Source organism: Paenibacillus physcomitrellae (assembly GCF_002240225.1).
GTDB classification, from domain to species: Bacteria; Bacillota; Bacilli; order Paenibacillales; family Paenibacillaceae; genus Fontibacillus; species Fontibacillus physcomitrellae.
On record NZ_CP022584.1, the window covers coordinates 4,487,681 to 4,508,760 of the forward strand.

Sequence of the window (21,080 nt, forward strand, 5' to 3'; positions counted from 1 at the left end):
AAGAATACACCTTAATCCAGGAACTAAAGAAAGGATTTTCAGTGATGAAAAATAATCCTAGTAAAATTGTAGATTGCACGATCCGCGATGGAGGTCTGGTGAACAACTGGGACTTCAGCGTTGAATTTGTTCAGCAGCTGTATGCCGGACTTAACAAAGCCGGTGTTGATTATATGGAAATCGGTTATAAAAATTCTCCCAAGCTGCTTAAAGGAGCGGAAGGCGCAGGTCCATGGCGGTTCCTGAACGACGACTTCCTTCGCAAGGTTATCCCGCAAAAGGGCAGCACCAAATTATCTGCGCTTGTCGATGTAGGCCGTGTAGATGAAGATGATATTTTGCCGCGCAGTGAAAGCCTGCTGGACCTCATTCGTGTCGCATGTTATGTGAAGGATGTAGATAAAGCCCTTGATCTGATTCAGAAATTCCATGATCTTGGTTATGAAACCACTATTAACATTATGGCTTTGTCCGGCGTGATGGAGAAGGAACTGGTTGAAGCCTTTGACCTAATCAAGGAAAGCGTGGTCGATGTGGTTTATATCGTGGATTCCTACGGAAGCCTTGACCACAAAGACATGTTGTACCTGATCGAGAAATTTAAAGCCCATCTTCCAAACAAACGGCTTGGCGTGCATACCCATAACAATATGCAGCTGGCTTTCTCGAATACGCTGATTGCGGTAGACAATGGGGTGGAATTCCTGGATGCTTCGGTCTACGGCATGGGCCGGGCGGCTGGCAACTGTCCAACCGAACTGCTGGTTACACACCTGAAGAATACGCAATATCAGCTTCGGCCTGTTCTCGAAGTTTTGGAGAAGCTGCTGGTTCCGCTCAGGGAACAAGAGGAATGGGGATACCTGCTTCCTTACATGATTACCGGAACTTTGAACGAGCATCCTCGTTCGGCCATGGCGGTTCGGGCGTCCGAGAACAAGGATGCCGTGGTTGAATTTTATGATAAGCTTACTACGCCGGAAGTCAGCTTCCCTAAAGGTTGAGAATCTTCAAATAACCTTGATCTCCCGCTCTAGGGCGAGTAAGAACAAGGTTATTTTTATTTTACAATAAGAGAAAAATTTTGAAACAGCTGGAAGGGAATTGGCGAAGGATGTGGAATTGTTACAAATAGGGTAGAATAGCGCCTTCATTTGACAGCAAGTGAACAAAATCTGTGATTGTATAAATATACATCCGGGAGTTGAAACCGATGCGATTCAGGAAAGAGGAGAAGAAAGCTTTAGCCCCCTTACTGAACCTGCTGGCCGTTTTCATTGTGCTTGCCTGCAGTGTTTTATTGACGGTGGAAGCATGGAGGCAAGGAGAGTTGATCCGTCAGACGGAGAGCATTTTTCTCCTGATGTCCTGCTTCTATTTGAGCGGGAATACATTACGTCCGAAATTTAAACAGGATAATTTGAAGAGAACGGCTGCTCCAGAAACCGCTTGTTTAAAGAATTCTTATGAAGATCCGCTTACCGGACTTCCACAGCTTGACATGTTCCGTTCTGATTTGAAGGCATATTTGGAAGAGTCTTCTGAACCAAAAGGAATCTGTATCATCCATATCAACCGTTATCGAATTCTGAATGAAATTTTAGGGGCGGAATACGGTGAACATCTCCTGAAAGAGATAAGCCAGCGAATTATACAGATTTGCGGTAAAGTGGGAATGCTGTACCGGATTGGTGTGGATGATTTTGCATGGTTAATGAGAAAATATGCAGACGAAGAGATAGGGTTACAGCTTGCTGAGCAATGGTTGTCGCAGATAAATTTGTCGATTACACTGGGTGGAAGGGAATACCATATTTCGCTTAGTGCGGGGGTTGCCCTTTATCCTAGCGATGCCTCTACGGATGAGGAGCTGGTCCGTCATGCGGAACTGGCCGCCTATTATGCGAAAGAACAGGGGCTCAGCTGCTGCCGATTTGCTGAATATATGAGAACAATAAATATAGTCAGATTTGAACTGGAGAATGATATCCGTAGGGGAATTGTGCGGAAGGAATTTTTTATTGAGTATCAGCCCCAGGTGAATTTATGTACGGGAAAGATGGTCGGGCTGGAGGCGCTTGTCCGCTGGAATCACCCGGTTAGAGGATTAATTCCCCCATCTGAATTTATTCCGCTGGCGGAAGAAAGCGGCTTGATCGTCCAGCTTGGAGAATGGGTGCTCCGAACGGCCTGCAGGCAGAACAAGAGATGGCAGGATGAAGGTTTCGAACCGGTATCGGTATCCGTTAACATGTCGGTCAGGCAGTTTCGGGACCCTAGCTTCACAGAGAAGGTAGCCGAAGTGCTAACCGAAACAGGGTTAGATCCCCGTTATCTGGATCTGGAAATCACGGAAAGCATGACGATGGACCAGAAATGGGCGGTCAACCAGCTCGTGGAGCTGAAACAACTGGGGATTCTGGTGAGCATTGATGATTTCGGGACTGGATACAGCTCGCTTCATTATTTAAGAAAGCTTCCGGTCGACCGGATAAAGATAGACCGCTCCTTTCTGGAGGAAGTTGTTCAGGACAGCAGCGATGCGGTGATTGTGTCCTCTATAGCTGCTATGGCCAACCACCTGAAATTAAAAGTGACGGCCGAAGGCGTGGAGAACAAAGAACAGCTTGAGTTTCTAAAGCGTCAAAACTGCCATGATGCGCAGGGATATTTATTTAGCAAGCCGGTTCCCGCGTTAAGACTGGAACAGGATTTCCTGGTCAAGGCCGCAGGGTGACCGATTAAGCCTTCCGTGAGAACGGAGGGCTTTTTTTATTGGAGGGAAATGTGGCTATTCCGTGCATAGTCTGTAAGTCCGCTGGCAAATAATACAGATAGGGTTATACTTGTGATATACCGAACGTAACATGTCAGATATGTCGAATGAAGGCGATTTCAAGAAAAAAAGAGCGAATATTCGGAGATTTTTAGTGATTATTGTGTGGATTTTGCGCTTTATAGAATGTATAATCTAGTTTGTCCAAAGGATGTGCCGAAGATTGTAAATTTCAATCGGCATTTTCAATTTTATAAGGGGGATAACACTCAATGAAGAAAAGTTTTAAATTATCGATCGTACTGCTGCTCGCTCTTACGGTAGTCCTGGCGGGATGCGGAAATAACAAAAATAATGCCAATGCCGGCAACTCTGCTAGCGGCGGTTCCAATTCCAACACGGCTGCTAGTGTTAAGGTCGGTCTCGTTACCGACGTGGGCGGCGTAAACGACAAATCCTTCAACCAATCGGCTTGGGAAGGTCTTTCTTCTTTGAGCGATGTGAAATCCGAATATTTGCAAAGTACAAAACCAGATGACTATCAAACAAACCTGAACAAATTCGTTAAAGGCGGCTACGATTTGACTTGGGGTATCGGTATGGATCTTGGCGACGCCGTTGATCAAGTCGCTTCCGAGAATCCTAATGCCAAGCTGGCTATCATCGACGCCACTGTTGACCAGCCGAACGTTAAATCCGTTACTTTCTCTGAAAACGAAGGTTCTTTCCTGGTTGGTGTAGTTGCGGGAATGATGACTAAAACCAACAAAATCGGCTTTGTAGGCGGTTCTCAAATTCCGGTTATCGAACGTTTCGAAGCCGGCTTTAAAGCAGGTATTGCAGCGGTTAATCCTAATGCACAAGTTCTTGTAAACTACACAGGCGCATTCGACAAACCTGACCTGGGTAAAACAGCTGCTGCTACTTTCTACGATAACGGCGCGGACATCGTGTTCCAAGCTGCAGGCGGTACAGGTACAGGCGTATTTAACGAAGCAACAGCTCGTGTTAAATCCGGTCAAAAAGTATGGGTTATCGGCGTAGACAAAGACCAATCCTTGGAATTTGGCGACGAGGTTACTCTGACTTCCATGGTTAAACGTGTTGACGAAGCGGTTAAACGCGTAAGCCAGGAAGTGGTTGACGGTACTTTCAAGGGCGGAAGCGAAGTGCTTGGCTTGAAAGAAAACGGCGTAGGCATTGCGGATACTTCCGAAAAGAATGTTCCTGCTGATGTATTGGCAAAAGTTGAAGAATACAAACAAAAAATCATCAATGGTGAAATCACAGTTCCAGCTGAGCCAACGAAGTAATTTTGTCATCATTAGACGGGTTCACTAGAAAAATCAAAGTTTGAATTGAATACAAGCAGAAATTTCAACAAGGCTGGTTTTTTTAACTGGCCTTGTTGTCACGTTATCGTGTATATTGTTGTATGGGCCTAAGAGGCCTAATTTGAATGAAGGGTGATCTCATGAACGCAGCGACTCCCGTTGTCGAGCTCAAAGGCATTACGAAACGGTTTCCTGGTGTCGTAGCTAATGACTCGATCAGTTTGAAACTGTATAAAGGCGAAATTCATGCATTGCTTGGTGAGAATGGTGCGGGTAAATCAACCCTGATGAATATTGTGTTCGGATTGTACCAACCTGATGAAGGCAGTATTGAAATCAATGGGAATCCCGTTATTATAGATAATCCCAACAAAGCGATCGATCTCGGGATCGGGATGGTTCATCAGCATTTCAAGCTGGTAGAGCCTTTTACGGTAACAGAAAATATTATTTTGGGCATGGAGCCGAAAAAAGGGCTGAACCTGGATCATAAAATAGCAGCAGCCCGCATTCAGGAATTGTCTGAGCAGTACGGCCTGCGTGTAGACCCTTACGCCAAAATACATGATATTTCGGTAGGTATGCAGCAGCGCGTCGAGATTTTGAAAACGTTGTACCGTGGTGCCGACATTTTGATTTTTGACGAACCGACCGCTGTATTGACGCCTCAGGAAATCACAGAATTGATGGAGATTATGCGCAAGCTGGTCGCAGAGGGTAAGTCGATTATTCTGATTACGCATAAATTGAAAGAAATTATGCATATTTCCGACACAGTTACGATTATCCGCAGAGGTAAAGTGATCGATACCGTGAAGACGTCCGAAGCGTCGCCAAGTATTCTCGCAGAGAAGATGGTCGGAAGGAACGTGACGTTTAAAGTGGACAAGCGTTCCGCCACACCAGGGGCTCCTGTATTGGAAGTGCGGGATCTGTTCGTTAAAAATAAAGATGGGGCTATGGCTCTGAATGGCCTGAACTTGAACGTAAGAGCCGGAGAAATTTTGGGGATAGCCGGCGTAGACGGCAACGGCCAAAGTGAGTTAATCGAAGCTTTGACCGGTCTTGGCAAAGTGGAGAGCGGTTCAATTCTGCTGAGCGGCAAAGAGTTGGCCAATGCCACGCCGCGGCGCATTAGCGAAAGCGGTGTAGCCCATATTCCGGAGGACCGTCATAAACACGGCTTGGTGCTTGATTTCTCCATGAGCGAGAACATGGTGCTCGAAACTTATTATAAAGAGCCTTACAGCAAAGGCGGATTTTTGAATTACAAGGCGATTAAGGAGCAGGCTCAAAAGCTGATTAATGCCTTTGACGTCCGCACGCCCAGCATTGAAACCAAAGCCCGTTCTTTGTCCGGCGGTAATCAGCAGAAAGCGATTATAGCCCGGGAAATAGATAAGAATCCGGACCTGCTGATTGCGGCTCAGCCGACTCGGGGCTTGGATGTCGGGGCTATTGAGTTTGTACAGACCCAGCTTATTGCCCAGCGTGATCAAGGGAAGGCGGTTCTGCTGATCTCGTTCGAGCTGGATGAGATTATTAACGTTTCAGACCGGATCGCGGTTATTTATGAAGGGGAAATCGTGGGTGAAGTTCTTCCCGATGAAACCAATGACCAAGAGCTTGGCTTGATGATGGCGGGCAGCACGGCTGCCGGAGGTGTAAAACATGAATAAAATTTTGAAGATTTTTTCCGGGAGCACGTTGATTTCGCTTGTCGCAATCCTGCTGGGATTGATTGTCGGGGCCATCGTCATGCTTGCGGGCGGGTACGATCCTTTCCTGGCTTACCAATCGCTGTTCTCCCAAGTATTTGGCAACACTTATGATTTTGGTGAGACGCTGCGGGAAGTGACACCGCTTATTTTGACCGGTTTTGCTTTTGCATTTGCTGCGCGTGCCGGATTGTTTAATATCGGTGGCGAAGGCCAATTTATTATCGGGATGACTGCTGCAACCGTTATCGGTATTAAAGTTCACGGTCTTCCGATTTATATCCATGCGCCGCTTGCTATTATCGCCGGCGGTTTGTTTGGCGGAATCTGGGCGGCAATCGTGGGTTATCTGAAAGCCAAACGTGGGGTTAACGAAGTTATTACAAGTATCATGTTGAACTGGATCGCGCTTTATCTGGCGAACTTTATTGTCAGACATTTCCTGCTTATGGAGGGGAAACAACGCTCTGAGGATATTTTGCCTACGGCTTCGATTGCTTTCCCTTGGTTGTCGAGTTTGATGAACAACGCCCGGATTCACTGGGGGATGCTGGTCGCTGTGCTTTGCGCGTTCTTCTTCTTCTATTTCATGTGGAAAACCAAGCAGGGCTATGAGCTTCGCGCGGTCGGCAGCAATCCGAACGCCGCTCAGTATGCGGGAATGAATGTGGGCCGAAACGTCGTGAAAGCGATGTTTATCAGCGGGATCTTCGCCGGACTTGCCGGAGCTTTCCAAATTCTCGGTGTCTTTCAATATCAAAGCGTTATGTCGGGATCTCCGGGTACCGGTTTTGACGGGATTGCCGTCGGCCTGATCGGGATGAACAATCCGTTCGGTATTTTGCTTGGCGCCTTTTTGTTCGGTACCTTAACTTACGGTTCGGCAGGCATGAGCTTTGGCGCGGGTGTTCCGCCAGAATTGATCCGTATCGTGATCGGCTCGATTATTTTCTTCATCGCGGCTCAAGGCATCGTACGGTGGGTTATCAAGCCGTTCTACTTTAAACGCAAGAAAGAGAAGGTGTTGTAAATGGATTGGGTAACGACACTGGGGCAGTTAATAAATACAACGCTTGTCTTTTCAACGGCGCTTATCTTTGCCGCGCTTGGCGGTATTTTCTCGGAGCGTTCCGGGGTGACGAACCTGGGGCTTGAAGGTTTTATGATGTTTGGCGCTTTCGCGTCGGCTGTCGGCACTTATTATGCCGAAGAAGCAGGCATGGGCGCTGCTTCACCTTGGATCGGGATGATCGCTGCGCTGGTGCTCGGCGTTATCACTTCCTTGATTCATGCAGTGGCTTCGATTACCTTTAAAGCCGATCAGACCATCAGTGGTATCGTGATCAACTTTCTGGCCGCCGGAGCAACCTTGTATCTGGTTAAGCTGATCTTTGACGGCAGCGGCGAAACGCCGCTTCTGATGGAAGTGTTCAATAAGGTTTCGATTCCATGGTTATCCCAAATTCCGATTATCGGCGAAGGATTGTTCCACAACTATCCGACCACCTACATCGCGATTATTCTGGTATTCGTCGGTTATTATGTGCTGTTCAAAACCCCGTTTGGTCTTCGGCTTCGTGCGGTCGGCGAACATCCAAGTGCAGCGGATACAGCAGGGATTAACGTCAACCGGATGCGTTACATCGGCGTTATGATCAGCGGTGGTTTGGCCGCGCTTGGCGGAGCTACCGTCACGTTGACCACAACCAGTACCTTTGCGCATAATACGATCTCCGGCCAAGGTTACATCGCAATCGCAGCCATGATCTTTGGCAAGTGGAACCCGCTGGGTGCCTTTGGCGCAGCCGCATTCTTCGGCTTATCCCAGGCGGTACGGACTTACGTAACTTTGTTCGACTGGTCCAAAGATATTCCGCAGGAGTTCATTTACATGCTGCCATATTTGCTGACGATCATTGTCCTGGTAGCTGCAGTAGGCCGCTCCGCTGCTCCTTCCGCTTTGGGTCAGCCGTACGATCCAAGCAAACGTTAGCGAACACTCGTGTTAGAGAAAAAGATGAATCCGCAAAGGCATTTTGCTTTTGCGGATTTTTTGTGTTTATATTCTGATCCACCGGGTAATTAAGGGCTACAGCCCGTGTGAATAAGGAGGTTATCCAGATGTCCAAGAAGTGGGTAGGGATTTTCACTCAACCGGAGGATGTAAGGGAAACCATAGATGAACTCAAGCAGCATGGATTTGCTGACGAACAGCTTTCCGTAATTATGCATTATCAAACGGGAAGTCCAATTGAGGAAGAATTAACGGGAATACAGGCTTATGAAATCGGCGGCATCGATGCTGATCAAGCCTTGAGTCCATTTACCGGTTTAGATCTTCCGGACAAGGAAGCAGGGATCTATGAAGAGCATATGAAGCAGGGACGATTTGTGTTAATTGCCAATGACCGCGATAAGGAAACAGGAGAGGTCTATCAAATTTTTCAACAGCATCGTGCGGTTCTCTCTAACTACCATAAAGACGGTGACACTAAGGCGGAGGAACATTTTTACGGGGTTCAAAGCAACGCGGATACTTATTACGGGAACCAACACGCCTTATTAGACCATTCAAGCCGAGCACAAGAACCAATGATCAGATGTTAAAGTTAGATTTAGAGGCTTATGCCTTATGCAAAAACAAAGAAGCAGACAGGAACGTCTGCTTCTTTGTTTATTTCTGTTTATTTTTCTGTTTATCTTGCTATTTGCCGTTAGCACCATGAATTCAAGCTTAAGTATCGGCGTTATTGGTGTAGATCTTTTTGACCCGTCCGACTTGTCCGTCCTGAAGACGAACCTTAATCCCGTGCGGATGGTTGGGGGAATTGGTCAAAATATCTTTTACGATCCCGTTCGTTAGTTTACCTGTCCTTTGATCCTGTTTTAATACGATATCCACCCTAAGACCCGGGGAGATGCTGCTCCGTTTAGTTCCGTCCATAAGTCCTCCAGAAGAGAAATTAACCATTTCGATATGGCTTTAAGATCCTTCTTAAGATAACACAGCGGAGGAGAAATCCCAAATATTATGGACTCCGTTTTAGCTTTTTCAACAAACTTTACGTTTGCCGGCAGACAATCCTTGCTATCAGGGGAGGCATTGCATATAATAATCTATAGTGTTTTGCCGGGCATCCGGCATTTCAACCCATAAATGCTAAGATGGAGACAAGTAAGCAGTACCTCTATACAGGGAGGGAACGCCTTGGATTGAGAGCGTTTCTACAGAGACAGGCTGGCTGAAATTCACTCCGGAGCAGTTCCTTGAACCTGCCTTTTGAACGGGCATCAATAGAGGATACCGGTCACGAGCCGTTATGTCGAGAAGTGAGAGCGCAGCCGGGTTTTGTCTATTCTTTGGGCAGACCAGCCGATAGCAGCTCTAACAAGGGTGGTACCACGGTCTTTTCGTCCCTTTTCGGGAGAAAAGGCTTTTTTTGTTTTCAGATTTGAATTAATCCATTCAGGAGGTTTGACATGAGAGAACGTTTGGAACAGCTGAAGCAGGAAGCATTGGCCGAGCTTACTGGCGTATTGGATGCCGGTCAGCTGAACGAGCTGAGAGTAAAATATCTGGGCAAGAAAGGGGCTTTGACCGAGATTTTGCGCGGTATGGGCTCCTTGAGTGCTGAAGAGCGTCCGGTCATCGGTCAGGTAGCCAATGAGGTACGCGGCGCCATCGAAGCGGTCATTGAGGAGAAGCAGCAGAAATTCGAACAGCAGGAAACGGAGCGCCGTTTGGCAGCCGAGAAGCTGGATGTCACGCTGCCGGGCCGTCCGCTCAAGCAGGGTGGCATTCATCCGCTGAACCGGATTATCCAGGAGATCGAGGATATTTTTATCGGTATGGGTTATCAAATTGCAGAAGGTCCTGAGGTTGAGACCGATTATTTCAACTTCGAGGCGCTGAACCTGCCGAAGAACCATCCGGCCCGTGATATGCAGGATTCCTTCTATTTGACGGAAGATCTGCTGATGCGGACGCAGACTTCTCCGGTTCAGGCCCGTACGATGAAAGCGAAGGAAGGCGAGGTGCCGGTTAAGATCATTTGCCCGGGTAAAGTGTACCGCCGTGACGATGATGATGCGACACACTCGTTCCAGTTCCATCAGATCGAAGGTTTGGTCATCGGCAAAAACATCCGGATGAGCGACCTCAAGGGCACGCTGCTCCAGTTCAGTCAAAAGATGTTTGGACCAAACACGGAAATCCGTCTTCGCCCGAGCTTCTTCCCTTTCACCGAACCAAGTATTGAGGTCGATGTAACGTGCGTGAAATGCGGCGGCAAAGGCTGCCGGGTTTGTAAACATTCGGGCTGGCTTGAGATTCTGGGCAGTGGAATGGTTCATCCGCGTGTACTTGAAATGGGCGGCTACGATCCGGAGCAATATACCGGTTTTGCGTTTGGTATGGGAGTAGAGCGGATTGCCATGCTGAAATACGGCGTGGACGACATTCGTCATTTCTATAACAACGACATTCGTTTCCTAGAACAATTCGCACGTCATTAATCGTAAAGTCCAAAGCCTAAAGGAGATGTGAACGATGAAAGTATCAACCTCTTGGTTGTCTGATTATATATCGCTTGAAAATGTAGATATCAACGAGCTTGCCGAGCAGATTACACGTTCCGGCATTGAGATCGACAGCGTGGAATCCGTAAATAAAGGCGTTACCAAAGTAGTAGTAGGTTATGTCAAAACCAAAGAGAAACATCCGGACGCGGACAAGTTGAACATTGTAACTGTAGATGCCGGACAGGAAGAAGAACTTCAAATCGTATGCGGGGCCAAAAATATCGACGCCGGTCAGAAAGTGCCGATTGCGCTTGTCGGAGCCAAACTGCCCGGCGGACTGGAGATCAAGAAAGCCAAGCTGCGCGGCGTACCTTCCCAAGGTATGGTTTGCTCGGCCAAGGAACTTGGCCTGAATGACAAGCTTCTGCCAAAGGATCAGCAGGAAGGAATTCTGGTGCTGCCTCCGGAGACTCAGATCGGAACTCCGATTGAACAGGTGCTGGATCTGAACAATCAAATTTTGGACTTTGACCTGACACCGAACCGCTCGGACTGCCTCAGTATGCTGGGTGCGGCTTATGAAGTTGGGGCGATTCTGGCCCGTGAGATTAAGCTGCCGGAAGCCAACATCGTAGAGAATTCAGCTGAAGCTGCGGATTCCATTTCTGTAAAAATAAGCAATCCCGAGTTCTGCAGCCATTTTGCGGTTCGTGTTATTTCCAACGTCAAGATCGGCCGTTCCCCGCAGTGGATGCAGAATCGCTTGATGGCAGCCGGCATTCGTCCGATCAACAACGTGGTTGACGTAACCAACTATGTCATGCTGGAATATGGCCAGCCGCTCCATGCTTATGATGCAGACCGTATAGCGGGCAGCCAGATTGAAGTGCGCGTATCCCGCGAAGGGGAAACGATTGAAACGTTGGACGGACAAGAACGCAAGCTCCCTGCGGGTGCTCTGCTGATCACCGACGCGGAGAAGCCGATTGGCCTTGCAGGCGTCATGGGCGGAGCCAACTCCGAGGTAACCGAGGACACGGTGAATATCGTGCTCGAAGCGGCCAAATTTGATGGTGGTGTGGTTCGCAAGCTTTCTCGTCTGTTTGGACTTCGTTCTGAAGCCTCCCAGCGTTTTGAGAAGGAAGTGGATCCGAACCGGGTCATTCCTGCGCTTAACCGGGCTGCAGCGCTGATCGCCGAGCTTGCCGGCTGTACCGTACACCATGGCATTGTCGAAAGCGGCGGTGAAGAAGTTAAGCCACTTGTGATTCCTTTGTCCCTGGCGAAATTGAATCAGTTCCTGGGCACTGACATTTCGACCTTGGAAGTGAAAACGATCCTGTCCCGGCTGCATTTCGAATCTGGTGATCTGCCGGATAACACACTGGAAGTGAAAGTGCCGACGCGCCGCGGCGACATTACAAGAGACGTGGATTTAATTGAAGAGGTAGCCCGTTTGTACGGCTACGATGAAATTCCGACCACATCGATCGAAGGGCCTACAACGCAGGGAGGGTATACGGAATCCCAGTTGCTGCGCCGCGGCATCCGCACGATGCTGACAAACGGAGGCTTGCAGGAGGTGCTCTCCTATTCGTTCGCCAACCGTGAAGCCGAGAACTTGTTCCCGACTTTAAAAGAAGACCGTCATTCTGTGAAGCTGGCTATGCCGATGAGCGAAGACCGCAGCGTGCTGCGCACCAGTCTCATTCCGCAGCTGGTGGACGTAACGATCTTTAACCGGAACCGTAAGCAGGAGAACCTGGCGCTGTTCGAAATCGGCTCCGTATTCCAAACTAGTGAGGAAACGTTGACCGTACAACCGAAAGAAATCCCGATGCTCGGGATTCTGATGACGGGCCTGCGTCAAGAGAAGCAGTGGAATCTGAACCCGGATAAAGTGGACTTCTATGACCTTAAAGGCGCTGTTGAAACGGTGATCGGATATTGGGGGCTCGAAGGCCGCATCAGCTATGAAGCTGATCGCCCGGAAGGCTTCCATCCAGGCCGTTCAGCCTCGATCTTCCTGGAGAATAACCATGGGAAAGAACGAATTGGCGTACTGGGACAAATTCACCCGGATGTTCAGCGCAGCAAAGAACTGGATGATACGTACGTGGCCGAAATCAAGCTGGAATCCTTGTTCGCAGCGGAGTACGAGGCGATTGAATATCGTGATCTTCCGAGATTCCCTTCCGTCCAGCGTGATATCGCGGTGGTTGTGGATCAGGGAGTGACTGCTGCAGAACTGCTCAAGTCCATCCGTGAAAATACAGGCGAACTCCTGGAGCATGTGAACGTGTTCGACATCTTCACAGGCAGCAAGCTTGGAGAAGGGAAAAAGAGCGTTGCTCTATCCCTCGTATACCGTCATATGGAGCGTACGCTTACGGATGAGGAAATTACCGAAGTGCATGGACGCGCTGTTGCCGGCCTGGAGCAAACTTTCGGCGCAGAATTAAGAAAATAGCAGGAATTGGGGAAACCGCATCGAATCCTTTCTTATGACAGAATGGATTCCTTGCGGTTTTTTTCTATAAAGTTGAATCCCATTTCATTAATCCTTTAAAATGATAGAAACGGCCGAGCCGTTTCCAAAGTGTGCATCAATTGACATCAATGACTAACAGAAGAATGAAGGAGGCACAGTGCATTGGCTAAAACCGAACGAATTAGTGTTGCAGTTGAGATTTATGGAACATCCTATAAAATTGTTGGCAATAATCCCGAATACATGAAAAAGATTGCCAGTCACGTCGATGAGCGCATGCGTGCCTTGGCTAAAGCACATCAATATCTCGATATTCCGCGTCTGGCCGTATTAACTGCCGTTCACATGGCGGAAGAGGCCATTCAGACCGATGAACTTCAGCTCCAGCTCTCCGAGCTTGTGGAGAGCAGAGAGGCGCTTAAGAAAGAACTGTCCGCACTCCAGGACAATGCGGTCAAACAACAGGAGCGTTATGTGAATCTTCAGGAAGAACGTTCGAGTCTGAAAGCGGAAGCATCTGCAGCGGCTGAACAAATTTCCAAGCTTGAGAGAAGCTTGAAGGAGCTTCAAGCTTTAGGAGAGCAGAAGCAGGCAGCGGCTTCGGATGCCGAGAAGCAGATCAGCGATCTCAAGAGTGCAAAAGGACGCGCCGAATCCCAGCTGAAGGCCGTAGAGCAGGAGCTGGCGCAAGCTAAAGAGAAGCTGGCGTCGTTAAGCCGGCAGCTTGAGGAGGCCCGCAAGCAGGAAGCGGCGGTTCGCCAAGAAGAGAAGCGGCTTAAAGAAGAACTGGCCAAAGTGCAGCAGCAGCACAAGGAGAAGCTGACCCAGCTTGAGAATCAGCAGAAGGACAAAATGCTGCTGCTTGATAACCAGCATAAGCAGGAACGGGCAAAATTGGAGCAGCAATACAAAGCTCAGTTGGAGCAAATGGAGAAACAGCTCAAGGAAACGCAAGCCAATTTGGCAGCTTCCCATGAGGAGAAGCGCAAGCTGAAGCAGCAGCTCGAAGGCGCCGGTAGACGGGAAGAACAGCTGTCTCTGGAATCCGCACAGGCGACGAAAGAAGCAGAAACCTGGAAAGCCCGGGAAGAAAGCCGGTCGCAGGAGCTTGAGCGTCTAGAGCTCAATTTTCAGCAGGTCTCTGAAACCAATGAAACGCTTGAGCAAGGTTTGTCTGCTTATCAGGAGGAAATCCAGGCGCTCAAAGATCAGGTCGCTAAAGGTGAATCCGATCTGGAGCAGGCTCTTGCCGAAATTGAGTCGATGATGGACGGCCGCAAGGAGCTGGCCGCTGAACGGGACCGTTTGGTCCAATCTGAGCAGCAGCTGAAGGCCGAAGCCGAGCGTCGCACAGAAGCACTGCAGCAGCTGAAAGCTGAAGCTGAGCAGCGTGCAGAAGAACTGCGGCAGTTGAAGACTGAAGCTGCGCATCGCACAGAAGAACTGCAGCAGGCTTTGGCAGAGGTCGAATCGATGAAGGGCGAGCGTCAAGAACTGGCCTCCGAGCGGGACGAGCTGCTGGGTAAGCAGCAGGCGCTGCAAATGGACTTGGAACAGCATGCAGAAGAGCTGCGTCAGGCGTTAGCTGAAATCGAGTCGATGATGGATGAACGCCGCAAGTGGACTTCGGAGCGGGATCGTTTGATGGAAGAACAAGTCAGCCTGGAACAAGCTGCATCTGCCCGCGAAGAGAAGATTCAGCAGGTTTATGCTGAAATGAACAGCCTTATGGATGAGTTGGAGGAAGCGAAGCTGGCGGCTGAACGTGTTGGCGAGCAAGCGATAGCGGAACGGCAGCAGGCGGAGGATTATCTTCGTCAGCTTAACGGACTCCAAGATGAGATTAAAGCTTTGAATGAGAGCCTGCAGGAGCAGAAACGGGAGACCGAGGAATACGCTGCCCTGGTAGACGAACGTGAAGCGGAGCTTTCGTCAGAGAAAGAGCAGTCGGCACGCCTTCGGAGCCTGTACGCCGAAGCCGAGGAAAGAGACCGTCAGCGCGAGGCGGCAGAACGGGAGCTGCGAGCGCAAATTTCGCAATGGCAGCAGGAAGCGGCTGCAGGCCAGGAACAAACAGCCGAACTCAGTCAGAAGGCTGCTGCTTCTGAAGCAGAGAAAGCCAAACTGCAGGAACAGCTTGAGCTTATTGGCAACCAGTTTGAAGTTGTTTCGCACGAATACCATCTGCTTTTGGCTGAAAGAGAGCTTGATTCGGAGCGCTCTAATAGATGCGAGGAAGAACTGCAAAGCCTGAAGGTGGAGTACGCCAAGCTGCAAAGAGAATATAATGAGTGGATCGAACTGCTTGAACAGGATCATTTGTCCTAAAGGACGAAAAACCAAGCCTGCAGCGTGAATAACGAGCGGGCTTGGTTCTCTTGTCCTTTTGTATTTCGTTCTCTTGTTCTATGAGATTTGATGGGTTTCTCTTCTTAATAGACTTATTCCACGATCAATTGGGCTTTCATGGTTTTGTGACCAGGACCGCAGGGGATTGAGCAGGACATTTCATATTCACCGGCTTTATCCGGCGTAATGACTGTGGAAGGATGAGCCTGATCAAGTTTAACGCCCAGGTCAGGGATACGAAGCCCGTGATTTCCTTCTTCATTATCTAACGTAACCTGAACCGGAACGCCTACTTTCAACCGGTAGATTTGTTGGTCAAATTCATAATTGACGGCTTTAACGGTCAACTGGGTTTCTGCTTCGGGAGACGAGCTGTTCGTCTGGTTGTTCGCCTGATTCGATTCCCGGGTACAGGCGGCAAGGAGAAGCAGCAGAATCCCTGTCAGCAGGGAGAACATAATTTTTTTCATTTTGTTGAAGCACCTCTTCCGGAATTATAGATCCTCTTTATTTTAGACGTTCTTGGTATAGAAATACACCCGTAGTATACGGTATAATAGCGTTGGTTCATCTATGGAAGCTGAATGACGGCACGGGAGGCTCGTTAAATGTTCGGGATAACGGTGCTTTTTTCGTTTATATGGCTGTATTTTTTTCTAAGAACTTCTACTTATTTCATTAAAAGGTCAAAGTAGGCGATTTATATTTTCGGGATTTCTAAAAGTAAATATGATTCTTTGTCGTGGAACCGTAAGATTATGATCTGCTACTGGCTAACCGCGATATTATTGTTTGTCTCTGAAGTAGTATCCTGGCTAAGCCCGTACGAATTTAACGGCACAGGGTTATGGGAAACCCAGCGCGGACTTTGGATCTATGAGGATTTGTCCATCCTTGTTCTGCTTGGGGCTACTGAACTTTGGCTTAGACGCGAGAAGAAGATTTATTTGAAAAGAGCGGTTTTGCTCTGCGGACTTCTGCTCAGCTATGAGCTTTATTTTTTGCTGGGCCCGGTAGTCCATGGATCAGAAATCATTTTAATGATGCCTCTGCTGATTTCTTTAGTTTATTTTGAAAGGAATCTGCTTCGGACATTTGCGATCTTGAATATTTTGTGCTACATGCTGGTTACGATTATCCCGGCTGCCCTTCATATGACGGTGTTTGATATTGCCGATTTCTTATTGGTCATGACCTTGCTTGTGATCGGTACTTTGCTTGGACAAGGCGTCATTACCCGTTCTTTGGAGATGCGAAGAGCCGTTGAAAGTTTAGCCAAATCCGAGCAGAAGCTGATTGTGGAGAAAGCCATATCAGATAAGCTGCTGAAGATGGATGCGCTGACAGGGCTTTATAACCATAAAACGTTTCATGAATATATGGAGAATTTGATTCACCATTCGGAAGCGAACGGTGTTTCCATTCACTTGGCGATTCTTGATATTGATAATTTCAAAACGATCAATGACTCTTTTGGGCATTGGGTTGGTGATATTGTACTGAAAGAAGTGGCGGGAAGCATGATGGAGCTGATTAGTCCTAATGATTTTGCGGCCCGTTATGGAGGGGAAGAATTCGCTTTGATTTTTGCCGATACGACGTCAGAACAGGCGGAGAACTGCTGTGAAGCGATTCGGTCGGCCGTTGAACGGATAAGCATTCCTCATCTTGAGGGACGCGCAGTCACTATCAGCTCAGGATTATGTCATTATCAGCCGGGTGACGGGAAAGAGATGTTGTTCCGGCATGCGGACGATGCGCTCTATCAAGCTAAACGTTCCGGTAAAAACAGGGTGCTTGTCTACCAGAATCAAGATAAACTGCTGGTGCCGCAAATCTAATTGGCTGCGAAAGAAACCCCTGGCCTCACAGGCCAGGGGTTTCACCATGGTGCTTGCAGATTAATTTCGGTCTTTTGCAGCGTTAAACGGGGTTGCAACCGGAATGAAGAGGTCAATAATCCCGATAACCAGGGCTGCAAGCAAAGCGCCGATAAAGGATACGCTAACGTTGGTAACAACGAATTGCGCAAGCCAAATGACAATGGCGCTTACGATGAAACCGACAATTCCTCGTCCAAACGGTGTGACTCTTTTGCCGAAGATCCCTTCAATAATCCAGCCGAGCAGAGCGATAACCAGGGCCAGCAGAAGGGCGCTGCCAAAAGAACCAACAGTAAATTGCGGCACTAGCCAGCCTACAACAAGTAGGACCAGTGCGGATACGATAAACCGGACAACGTGTCCAAGGAAATGCATAAGAAAATCGTCTCCTTTCCTGATGTCGTATATCGGTAATAGCATGGTCGAATAACGTGAAAGTTATGTATCGACGAAATGGTGTTTTCAACCTTGCTTTGTTTATAATAAATATAGCCCGATCATAAACAGAAGATGCATGAAAGGTTTATTTTCGGTGACGAGAGGAGCTGCACGTTCTTGAATCCAAAAGTATTGAAAACGATGGAGTACCATAAAATTATAGATGCGCTTGTACATTTTACTGGAACAGAGCTGGGCCGTGATTTAGCCAAGGAACTGGAACCGTCAACCGATCTGGATAAAGTCAAACAGCTGCTTAAGGCAACAGACGAAGCCTTTAAAGTAGACAGGCTTAAAGGAGCCCCGCCGTTTGGCGGCATCATCAATATGGTCCCGGCGGCGAAAAGGGCACGGATCGGCGGTACGCTGAGTCCGCATGAACTGCACGGCATCGCGTCAACCTTGTATGGTGCGCGCAGAGTAAAGCGGCATCTGGCTGCCCTGCATGAAGACGAGCCCATTCCGATGTTGTTTCAATTGACGGAGGATTTGAGCGATCAGAAGGCGCTTGAAGACGCCATCAAACGCTGTATCGACGACAACGCCGAGGTGCTGGATACCGCAAGCCCTGCGCTCGCCCAGATTCGCCGCGAGCTGCGGGGAGGAGAAGGAAGGATCCGCGAGAAGCTGGATACCATGATCCGCTCCTCCAACGTGTCGAAGATGCTGCAGGATCAGCTGATTACGATCCGGAATGACCGTTTTGTTATTCCGGTTAAAGCGGAATACCGTTCTTATTTCGGCGGGATTGTTCACGATCAGTCCGGATCTGGAGCTACTTTGTTTATCGAACCGGAGTCGATCGTAGCCATGAATAACAAGCTGCGGGAAACAAGACTGGCCGAGGAACGCGAAATCGAGGTCATTTTGCAAAAGCTGACCGCGCTCGTGGGTGAGCAGTCCGAGCTTTTATTTTACGATTGCGAAGTGCTGGCGGAGCTCGATTTTATTTTTGCCAAAGCCAAACTGGCCCGTGAAATGAAAGCAACTCTGCCGTTGATGAATGACCGCGGATTTTTGAAGCTCAAGAAAGGTCGTCATCCGCTGATTGCCGCTGATAAAGTGGTTCCGCTTGATGTGGAGCTTGGCAATCAATACACGTCCATAATCGTGACTGGACCCAATACGGGCGGTAAGACGGTATCTCTGAAGACGATCGGTCTGCTCAGCCTGATGGCCATGTCCGGGTTGTTTATTCCGGCCGAAGATGGAAGCCAGCTGTGTGTCTTTGATGCGATTTATGCGGATATCGGGGACGAGCAAAGCATCGAGCAGAATTTGAGTACGTTCTCCAGCCACATGACGAACATCATTAATATTTTAAATGAGATGTCTTCAAAAAGTCTGGTTCTGCTGGATGAGCTGGGTGCAGGTACTGACCCTGCAGAAGGGTCTGCACTTGCGATCGCCATTCTGGATTATATCCATTCCTTGGGCTGCCGTATGGTAGCAACGACCCACTACAGTGAGCTGAAAGCTTATGCTTATGAACGCAAAGGCGTTATTAACGCCAGCATGGAGTTTGATGTGAACACGCTGAGTCCGACTTACCGTCTTCTGATCGGTGTGCCGGGCCGAAGCAACGCTTTTGCGATTGCCGAACGTCTCGGATTGTCATCCTCCATCCTGGATTTCGCCCGAGGCGAAGTGAAAGAAGACGACCTGCGGGTAGAGAACATGATTGCTTCACTCGAGCAGAACCGGCTCAGTGCCGAGCGTGAACGGGAGAAAGCCGAGAAGCTGCGGGCGGAAATGGAAGAGCTGCGTCGGAAATATGAGCAGGATCTTGAGAAATTCGAAGAGCAGCGGGATAAGCGAATCGAGAAAGCGGAAACCGAAGCCAGAGCAATCGTGGAGAAAGCCCGCGATGAAGCGCAGAAAATCATTGAGGACCTGCGTAAGCTGGCGCTTGAGGAAGGGGCTTCCGTTAAGGAACACAAGCTGATTGCCGCCCGTAAAGCGCTGGACGAAGCGGCGCCTGCCCAACGCAAGAAAGCTCCAGCTGTACGCAAGGCGCTCAAACAGCGGCAAATTGGACCGGGGGACGAAGTTCGGGTATACAGCCTGAACCAGAAAGGACATGTAGTAGAGCTGGCCGGCAAAGAAGCTGTAGTTCAGCTGGGCATCATGAAGATGAAGGTCAGCCTGGATGATCTCGAACTGGTGCAGCAGGAACAAGCGGCCAAAACGCCGCAGCGTACTGTGACGAATGTGAAACGTACGAAGGACGATTCGGTGCGTACCGAGCTTGATCTTCGCGGAGCCAATCTGGAAGAAGCGCTGATCGAGGTAGACCGTTTCCTGGACGAAGCTTTCCTCGCCAATCTTGGTCAGGTCTATATCATTCATGGTAAAGGAACGGGTGTCCTGAGAAACGGCATGCAGGAATATTTGCGCAGACATAAGCATATAAAGAGCTATCGACTGGGCAATTATGGGGAAGGCGGCTCTGGTGTAACGGTTGCCGAGCTTAAATAGTCGAAAAGGGGGAACTGCTCTGGACACGATCGATCAGCTGCTGGCTTTTCCGTTTGGACATACCATCGGAATTTTATCGTTATCGATTCTGGAGCTGGTAGTGTTTCTTGCCTGTTTCGAGCGGTTCACTTCTTACCGCTGCTGGGATGAAATTGCCGCGGGCAATGCGGCGGCGGCTTTGGCTACAGGCGGTAAAATCGCCGGCATCTGCTTGATTTTGCGGTCGGCGGCTTCCTACCCGGGTATTAATGATTTTATCAAATGGTCCTGCTTCGGTACTTTATTATTGTTAATTGCCTATCTATTATTTGAATTTTTTACACCCGTATTTAAAATTGATGAAGAAATCAAATCGCGCAATACGGCAGCCGGGGTGATCTCGGTGTTCATCTCGGTATCGCTGGCGCTTGTCATAGCGGCGTGTATGGTTTAGAGAAAGCAGGAGGAATGAAAATGGAAACAACGGTTTGCCCGTGGTGTCAAACGGAAATAGTCTGGGATGAGGAAATCGGGCCCGAAGAGGAATGCCCTCATTGCCATAATGAACTGAAAGGTTATCGTACGTTAAACGTCACTTTAAGTGATGATGAAGAAGAGTTGCAGGAGGAACTGGAGGAGGAATCCTACAATTCTGACAGCTCATGGATGGATGAGGAGGAAAGCAGCAGTCCCCGTACCCAAGGGTTAACCCGATTGCCGTCCCTTGACGGAAATGATACGGACTTACTTGCTTATGAATCCGCCATCGGCAAAATTCTTGAAACCCAGGATCAAATGCCTGAGTGCCCGCACTGCCGGGAATATATGATTCTGACTGGAAAGAACATGGTGAAGGCAGACGGGTACAGTTCCGTGACCCCGGCAGGACTCAAACATCCGCTGCTTGAGGCTCCGATCCGGATGAATGTTTATGTCTGCCCTTCCTGTTTCCATGTCAGCTCCTTCTTGACGGATGAGGATCGGATTCGTTTTGCCGGTCGGGTCCAACAAGCTGCAGAATCAAATGAAAACTGAGGGTTGATCAGCCTCAAAAAGGGTTGAATAGATGAGAAGCCGCTCCCGTGTTGGGGGCGGCTTTTTGGTCGAATCTAT

Annotated in this window: 17 protein-coding genes; 14 read left to right on the forward strand and 3 right to left on the reverse strand. The window is 48.8% G+C overall.

Features of this window, described 5'->3' with window-relative positions; all coding sequences use genetic code 11:
* The first annotated feature begins 44 nt into the window (after positions 1 to 44).
* The 7 genes from CBE73_RS20215 (at position 45) to CBE73_RS20245 (ending at position 8,435) form a co-directional block, all read left to right on the forward strand.
* Positions 45 to 1,004 carry an aldolase catalytic domain-containing protein gene (locus CBE73_RS20215; protein ID WP_174704781.1) on the forward strand — a complete coding sequence of 320 codons (960 nt, stop codon included), beginning with the start codon at positions 45 to 47 and terminating at the stop codon, positions 1,002 to 1,004.
* 209 nt (positions 1,005 to 1,213) lie between these two features.
* Positions 1,214 to 2,737: a putative bifunctional diguanylate cyclase/phosphodiesterase gene (locus tag CBE73_RS20220; protein WP_094095776.1), complete on the forward strand. Its 1,524-nt coding sequence runs from the start codon at positions 1,214 to 1,216 to the stop codon at positions 2,735 to 2,737.
* A 311-nt stretch (positions 2,738 to 3,048) separates the two neighbouring features.
* Positions 3,049 to 4,089, forward strand: a complete 1,041-nt coding sequence (locus CBE73_RS20225) for a BMP family lipoprotein (protein WP_094095777.1) — start codon at positions 3,049 to 3,051, stop codon at positions 4,087 to 4,089.
* A 161-nt stretch (positions 4,090 to 4,250) separates the two neighbouring features.
* Positions 4,251 to 5,789, forward strand: coding sequence for an ABC transporter ATP-binding protein (locus CBE73_RS20230; RefSeq protein ID WP_094096442.1), 1,539 nt, complete (start codon positions 4,251 to 4,253; stop codon positions 5,787 to 5,789).
* Entirely contained in the window at positions 5,782 to 6,858 is a 1,077-nt protein-coding gene (locus CBE73_RS20235) for an ABC transporter permease (RefSeq protein ID WP_094095778.1), read from the forward strand. The genes CBE73_RS20230 and CBE73_RS20235 overlap by 8 nt, the downstream gene beginning before the upstream one ends.
* Positions 6,859 to 7,821, forward strand: a complete 963-nt coding sequence (locus tag CBE73_RS20240) for an ABC transporter permease (RefSeq protein ID WP_094095779.1) — start codon at positions 6,859 to 6,861, stop codon at positions 7,819 to 7,821.
* 128 nt (positions 7,822 to 7,949) lie between these two features.
* A complete protein-coding gene (locus CBE73_RS20245) occupies positions 7,950 to 8,435 on the forward strand; it encodes a general stress protein (protein ID WP_094095780.1) in 486 nt (161 codons plus the stop codon).
* Positions 8,436 to 8,562: 127 nt separating this feature from the next.
* Here CBE73_RS20245 and CBE73_RS20250 read toward each other — a convergent pair whose 3' ends face one another.
* Positions 8,563 to 8,772: a YwbE family protein gene (locus tag CBE73_RS20250; RefSeq protein ID WP_094095781.1), complete on the reverse strand. Its 210-nt coding sequence runs from the start codon at positions 8,770 to 8,772 to the stop codon at positions 8,563 to 8,565.
* A gap of 536 nt (positions 8,773 to 9,308) precedes the next feature.
* Here CBE73_RS20250 and pheS point away from each other — a divergent pair.
* The 3 genes from pheS to zapA all read left to right on the forward strand — a co-directional run bounded on the left by pheS (position 9,309) and on the right by zapA (position 15,168).
* The gene (gene pheS, locus CBE73_RS20255) at positions 9,309 to 10,343 is read left to right on the forward strand and encodes a phenylalanine--tRNA ligase subunit alpha (protein WP_094095782.1); all 1,035 of its coding nucleotides are present in this window, start codon (positions 9,309 to 9,311) and stop codon (positions 10,341 to 10,343) included.
* A 34-nt stretch (positions 10,344 to 10,377) separates the two neighbouring features.
* On the forward strand, positions 10,378 to 12,819 hold the full coding sequence (pheT, locus tag CBE73_RS20260) for a phenylalanine--tRNA ligase subunit beta (RefSeq protein ID WP_094095783.1): 2,442 nt from the start codon (positions 10,378 to 10,380) through the stop codon (positions 12,817 to 12,819).
* A gap of 183 nt (positions 12,820 to 13,002) precedes the next feature.
* The gene (gene zapA, locus CBE73_RS20265) at positions 13,003 to 15,168 is read left to right on the forward strand and encodes a cell division protein ZapA (RefSeq protein WP_094095784.1); all 2,166 of its coding nucleotides are present in this window, start codon (positions 13,003 to 13,005) and stop codon (positions 15,166 to 15,168) included.
* 113 nt (positions 15,169 to 15,281) lie between these two features.
* Here the strand turns inward: zapA and CBE73_RS20270 are convergent, their stop codons facing one another.
* Positions 15,282 to 15,659 (reverse strand): cupredoxin domain-containing protein, encoded by a 378-nt coding sequence (locus CBE73_RS20270; protein WP_094095785.1) that lies wholly within the window; start codon positions 15,657 to 15,659, stop codon positions 15,282 to 15,284.
* Positions 15,660 to 15,926: 267 nt separating this feature from the next.
* Between CBE73_RS20270 and CBE73_RS20275 the strand changes: the two genes are divergently transcribed.
* A complete protein-coding gene (locus tag CBE73_RS20275; protein WP_174704782.1) occupies positions 15,927 to 17,030 on the forward strand; it encodes a GGDEF domain-containing protein in 1,104 nt (367 codons plus the stop codon).
* Between the two features lie 60 nt (positions 17,031 to 17,090).
* On the opposite strand, the gene CBE73_RS20280 is transcribed toward CBE73_RS20275, so the two are convergent.
* Entirely contained in the window at positions 17,091 to 17,447 is a 357-nt protein-coding gene (locus CBE73_RS20280; protein ID WP_094095787.1) for a phage holin family protein, read from the reverse strand.
* Between the two features lie 180 nt (positions 17,448 to 17,627).
* Between CBE73_RS20280 and CBE73_RS20285 the strand changes: the two genes are divergently transcribed.
* The 3 genes from CBE73_RS20285 to CBE73_RS20295 are packed head-to-tail and all read left to right on the forward strand — an operon-like array spanning position 17,628 to position 21,002.
* Positions 17,628 to 19,988, forward strand: coding sequence for an endonuclease MutS2 (locus CBE73_RS20285; protein ID WP_094095788.1), 2,361 nt, complete (start codon positions 17,628 to 17,630; stop codon positions 19,986 to 19,988).
* A complete protein-coding gene (locus tag CBE73_RS20290) occupies positions 19,972 to 20,421 on the forward strand; it encodes a DUF350 domain-containing protein (RefSeq protein ID WP_229752653.1) in 450 nt (149 codons plus the stop codon). The genes CBE73_RS20285 and CBE73_RS20290 overlap by 17 nt, the downstream gene beginning before the upstream one ends.
* Before the next feature lie 20 nt (positions 20,422 to 20,441).
* Entirely contained in the window at positions 20,442 to 21,002 is a 561-nt protein-coding gene (locus CBE73_RS20295) for a hypothetical protein (RefSeq protein ID WP_094095789.1), read from the forward strand.
* Positions 21,003 to 21,080 lie beyond the last annotated feature (78 nt).

Coding starts and splice junctions, on each gene's coding strand:
- CBE73_RS20215 (WP_174704781.1), top strand. CDS start 45: ATGAAAAATAATCCTAGTAAAATTGTAGATTGCACGATCCGCGATGGA.
- CBE73_RS20220 (WP_094095776.1), top strand. CDS start 1,214: ATGCGATTCAGGAAAGAGGAGAAGAAAGCTTTAGCCCCCTTACTGAAC.
- CBE73_RS20225 (WP_094095777.1), top strand. CDS start 3,049: ATGAAGAAAAGTTTTAAATTATCGATCGTACTGCTGCTCGCTCTTACG.
- CBE73_RS20230 (WP_094096442.1), top strand. CDS start 4,251: ATGAACGCAGCGACTCCCGTTGTCGAGCTCAAAGGCATTACGAAACGG.
- CBE73_RS20235 (WP_094095778.1), top strand. CDS start 5,782: ATGAATAAAATTTTGAAGATTTTTTCCGGGAGCACGTTGATTTCGCTT.
- CBE73_RS20240 (WP_094095779.1), top strand. CDS start 6,859: ATGGATTGGGTAACGACACTGGGGCAGTTAATAAATACAACGCTTGTC.
- CBE73_RS20245 (WP_094095780.1), top strand. CDS start 7,950: ATGTCCAAGAAGTGGGTAGGGATTTTCACTCAACCGGAGGATGTAAGG.
- CBE73_RS20250 (WP_094095781.1), bottom strand. CDS start 8,772: ATGGACGGAACTAAACGGAGCAGCATCTCCCCGGGTCTTAGGGTGGAT.
- pheS (WP_094095782.1), top strand. CDS start 9,309: ATGAGAGAACGTTTGGAACAGCTGAAGCAGGAAGCATTGGCCGAGCTT.
- pheT (WP_094095783.1), top strand. CDS start 10,378: ATGAAAGTATCAACCTCTTGGTTGTCTGATTATATATCGCTTGAAAAT.
- CBE73_RS20270 (WP_094095785.1), bottom strand. CDS start 15,659: ATGAAAAAAATTATGTTCTCCCTGCTGACAGGGATTCTGCTGCTTCTC.
- CBE73_RS20280 (WP_094095787.1), bottom strand. CDS start 17,447: ATGCATTTCCTTGGACACGTTGTCCGGTTTATCGTATCCGCACTGGTC.
- CBE73_RS20295 (WP_094095789.1), top strand. CDS start 20,442: ATGGAAACAACGGTTTGCCCGTGGTGTCAAACGGAAATAGTCTGGGAT.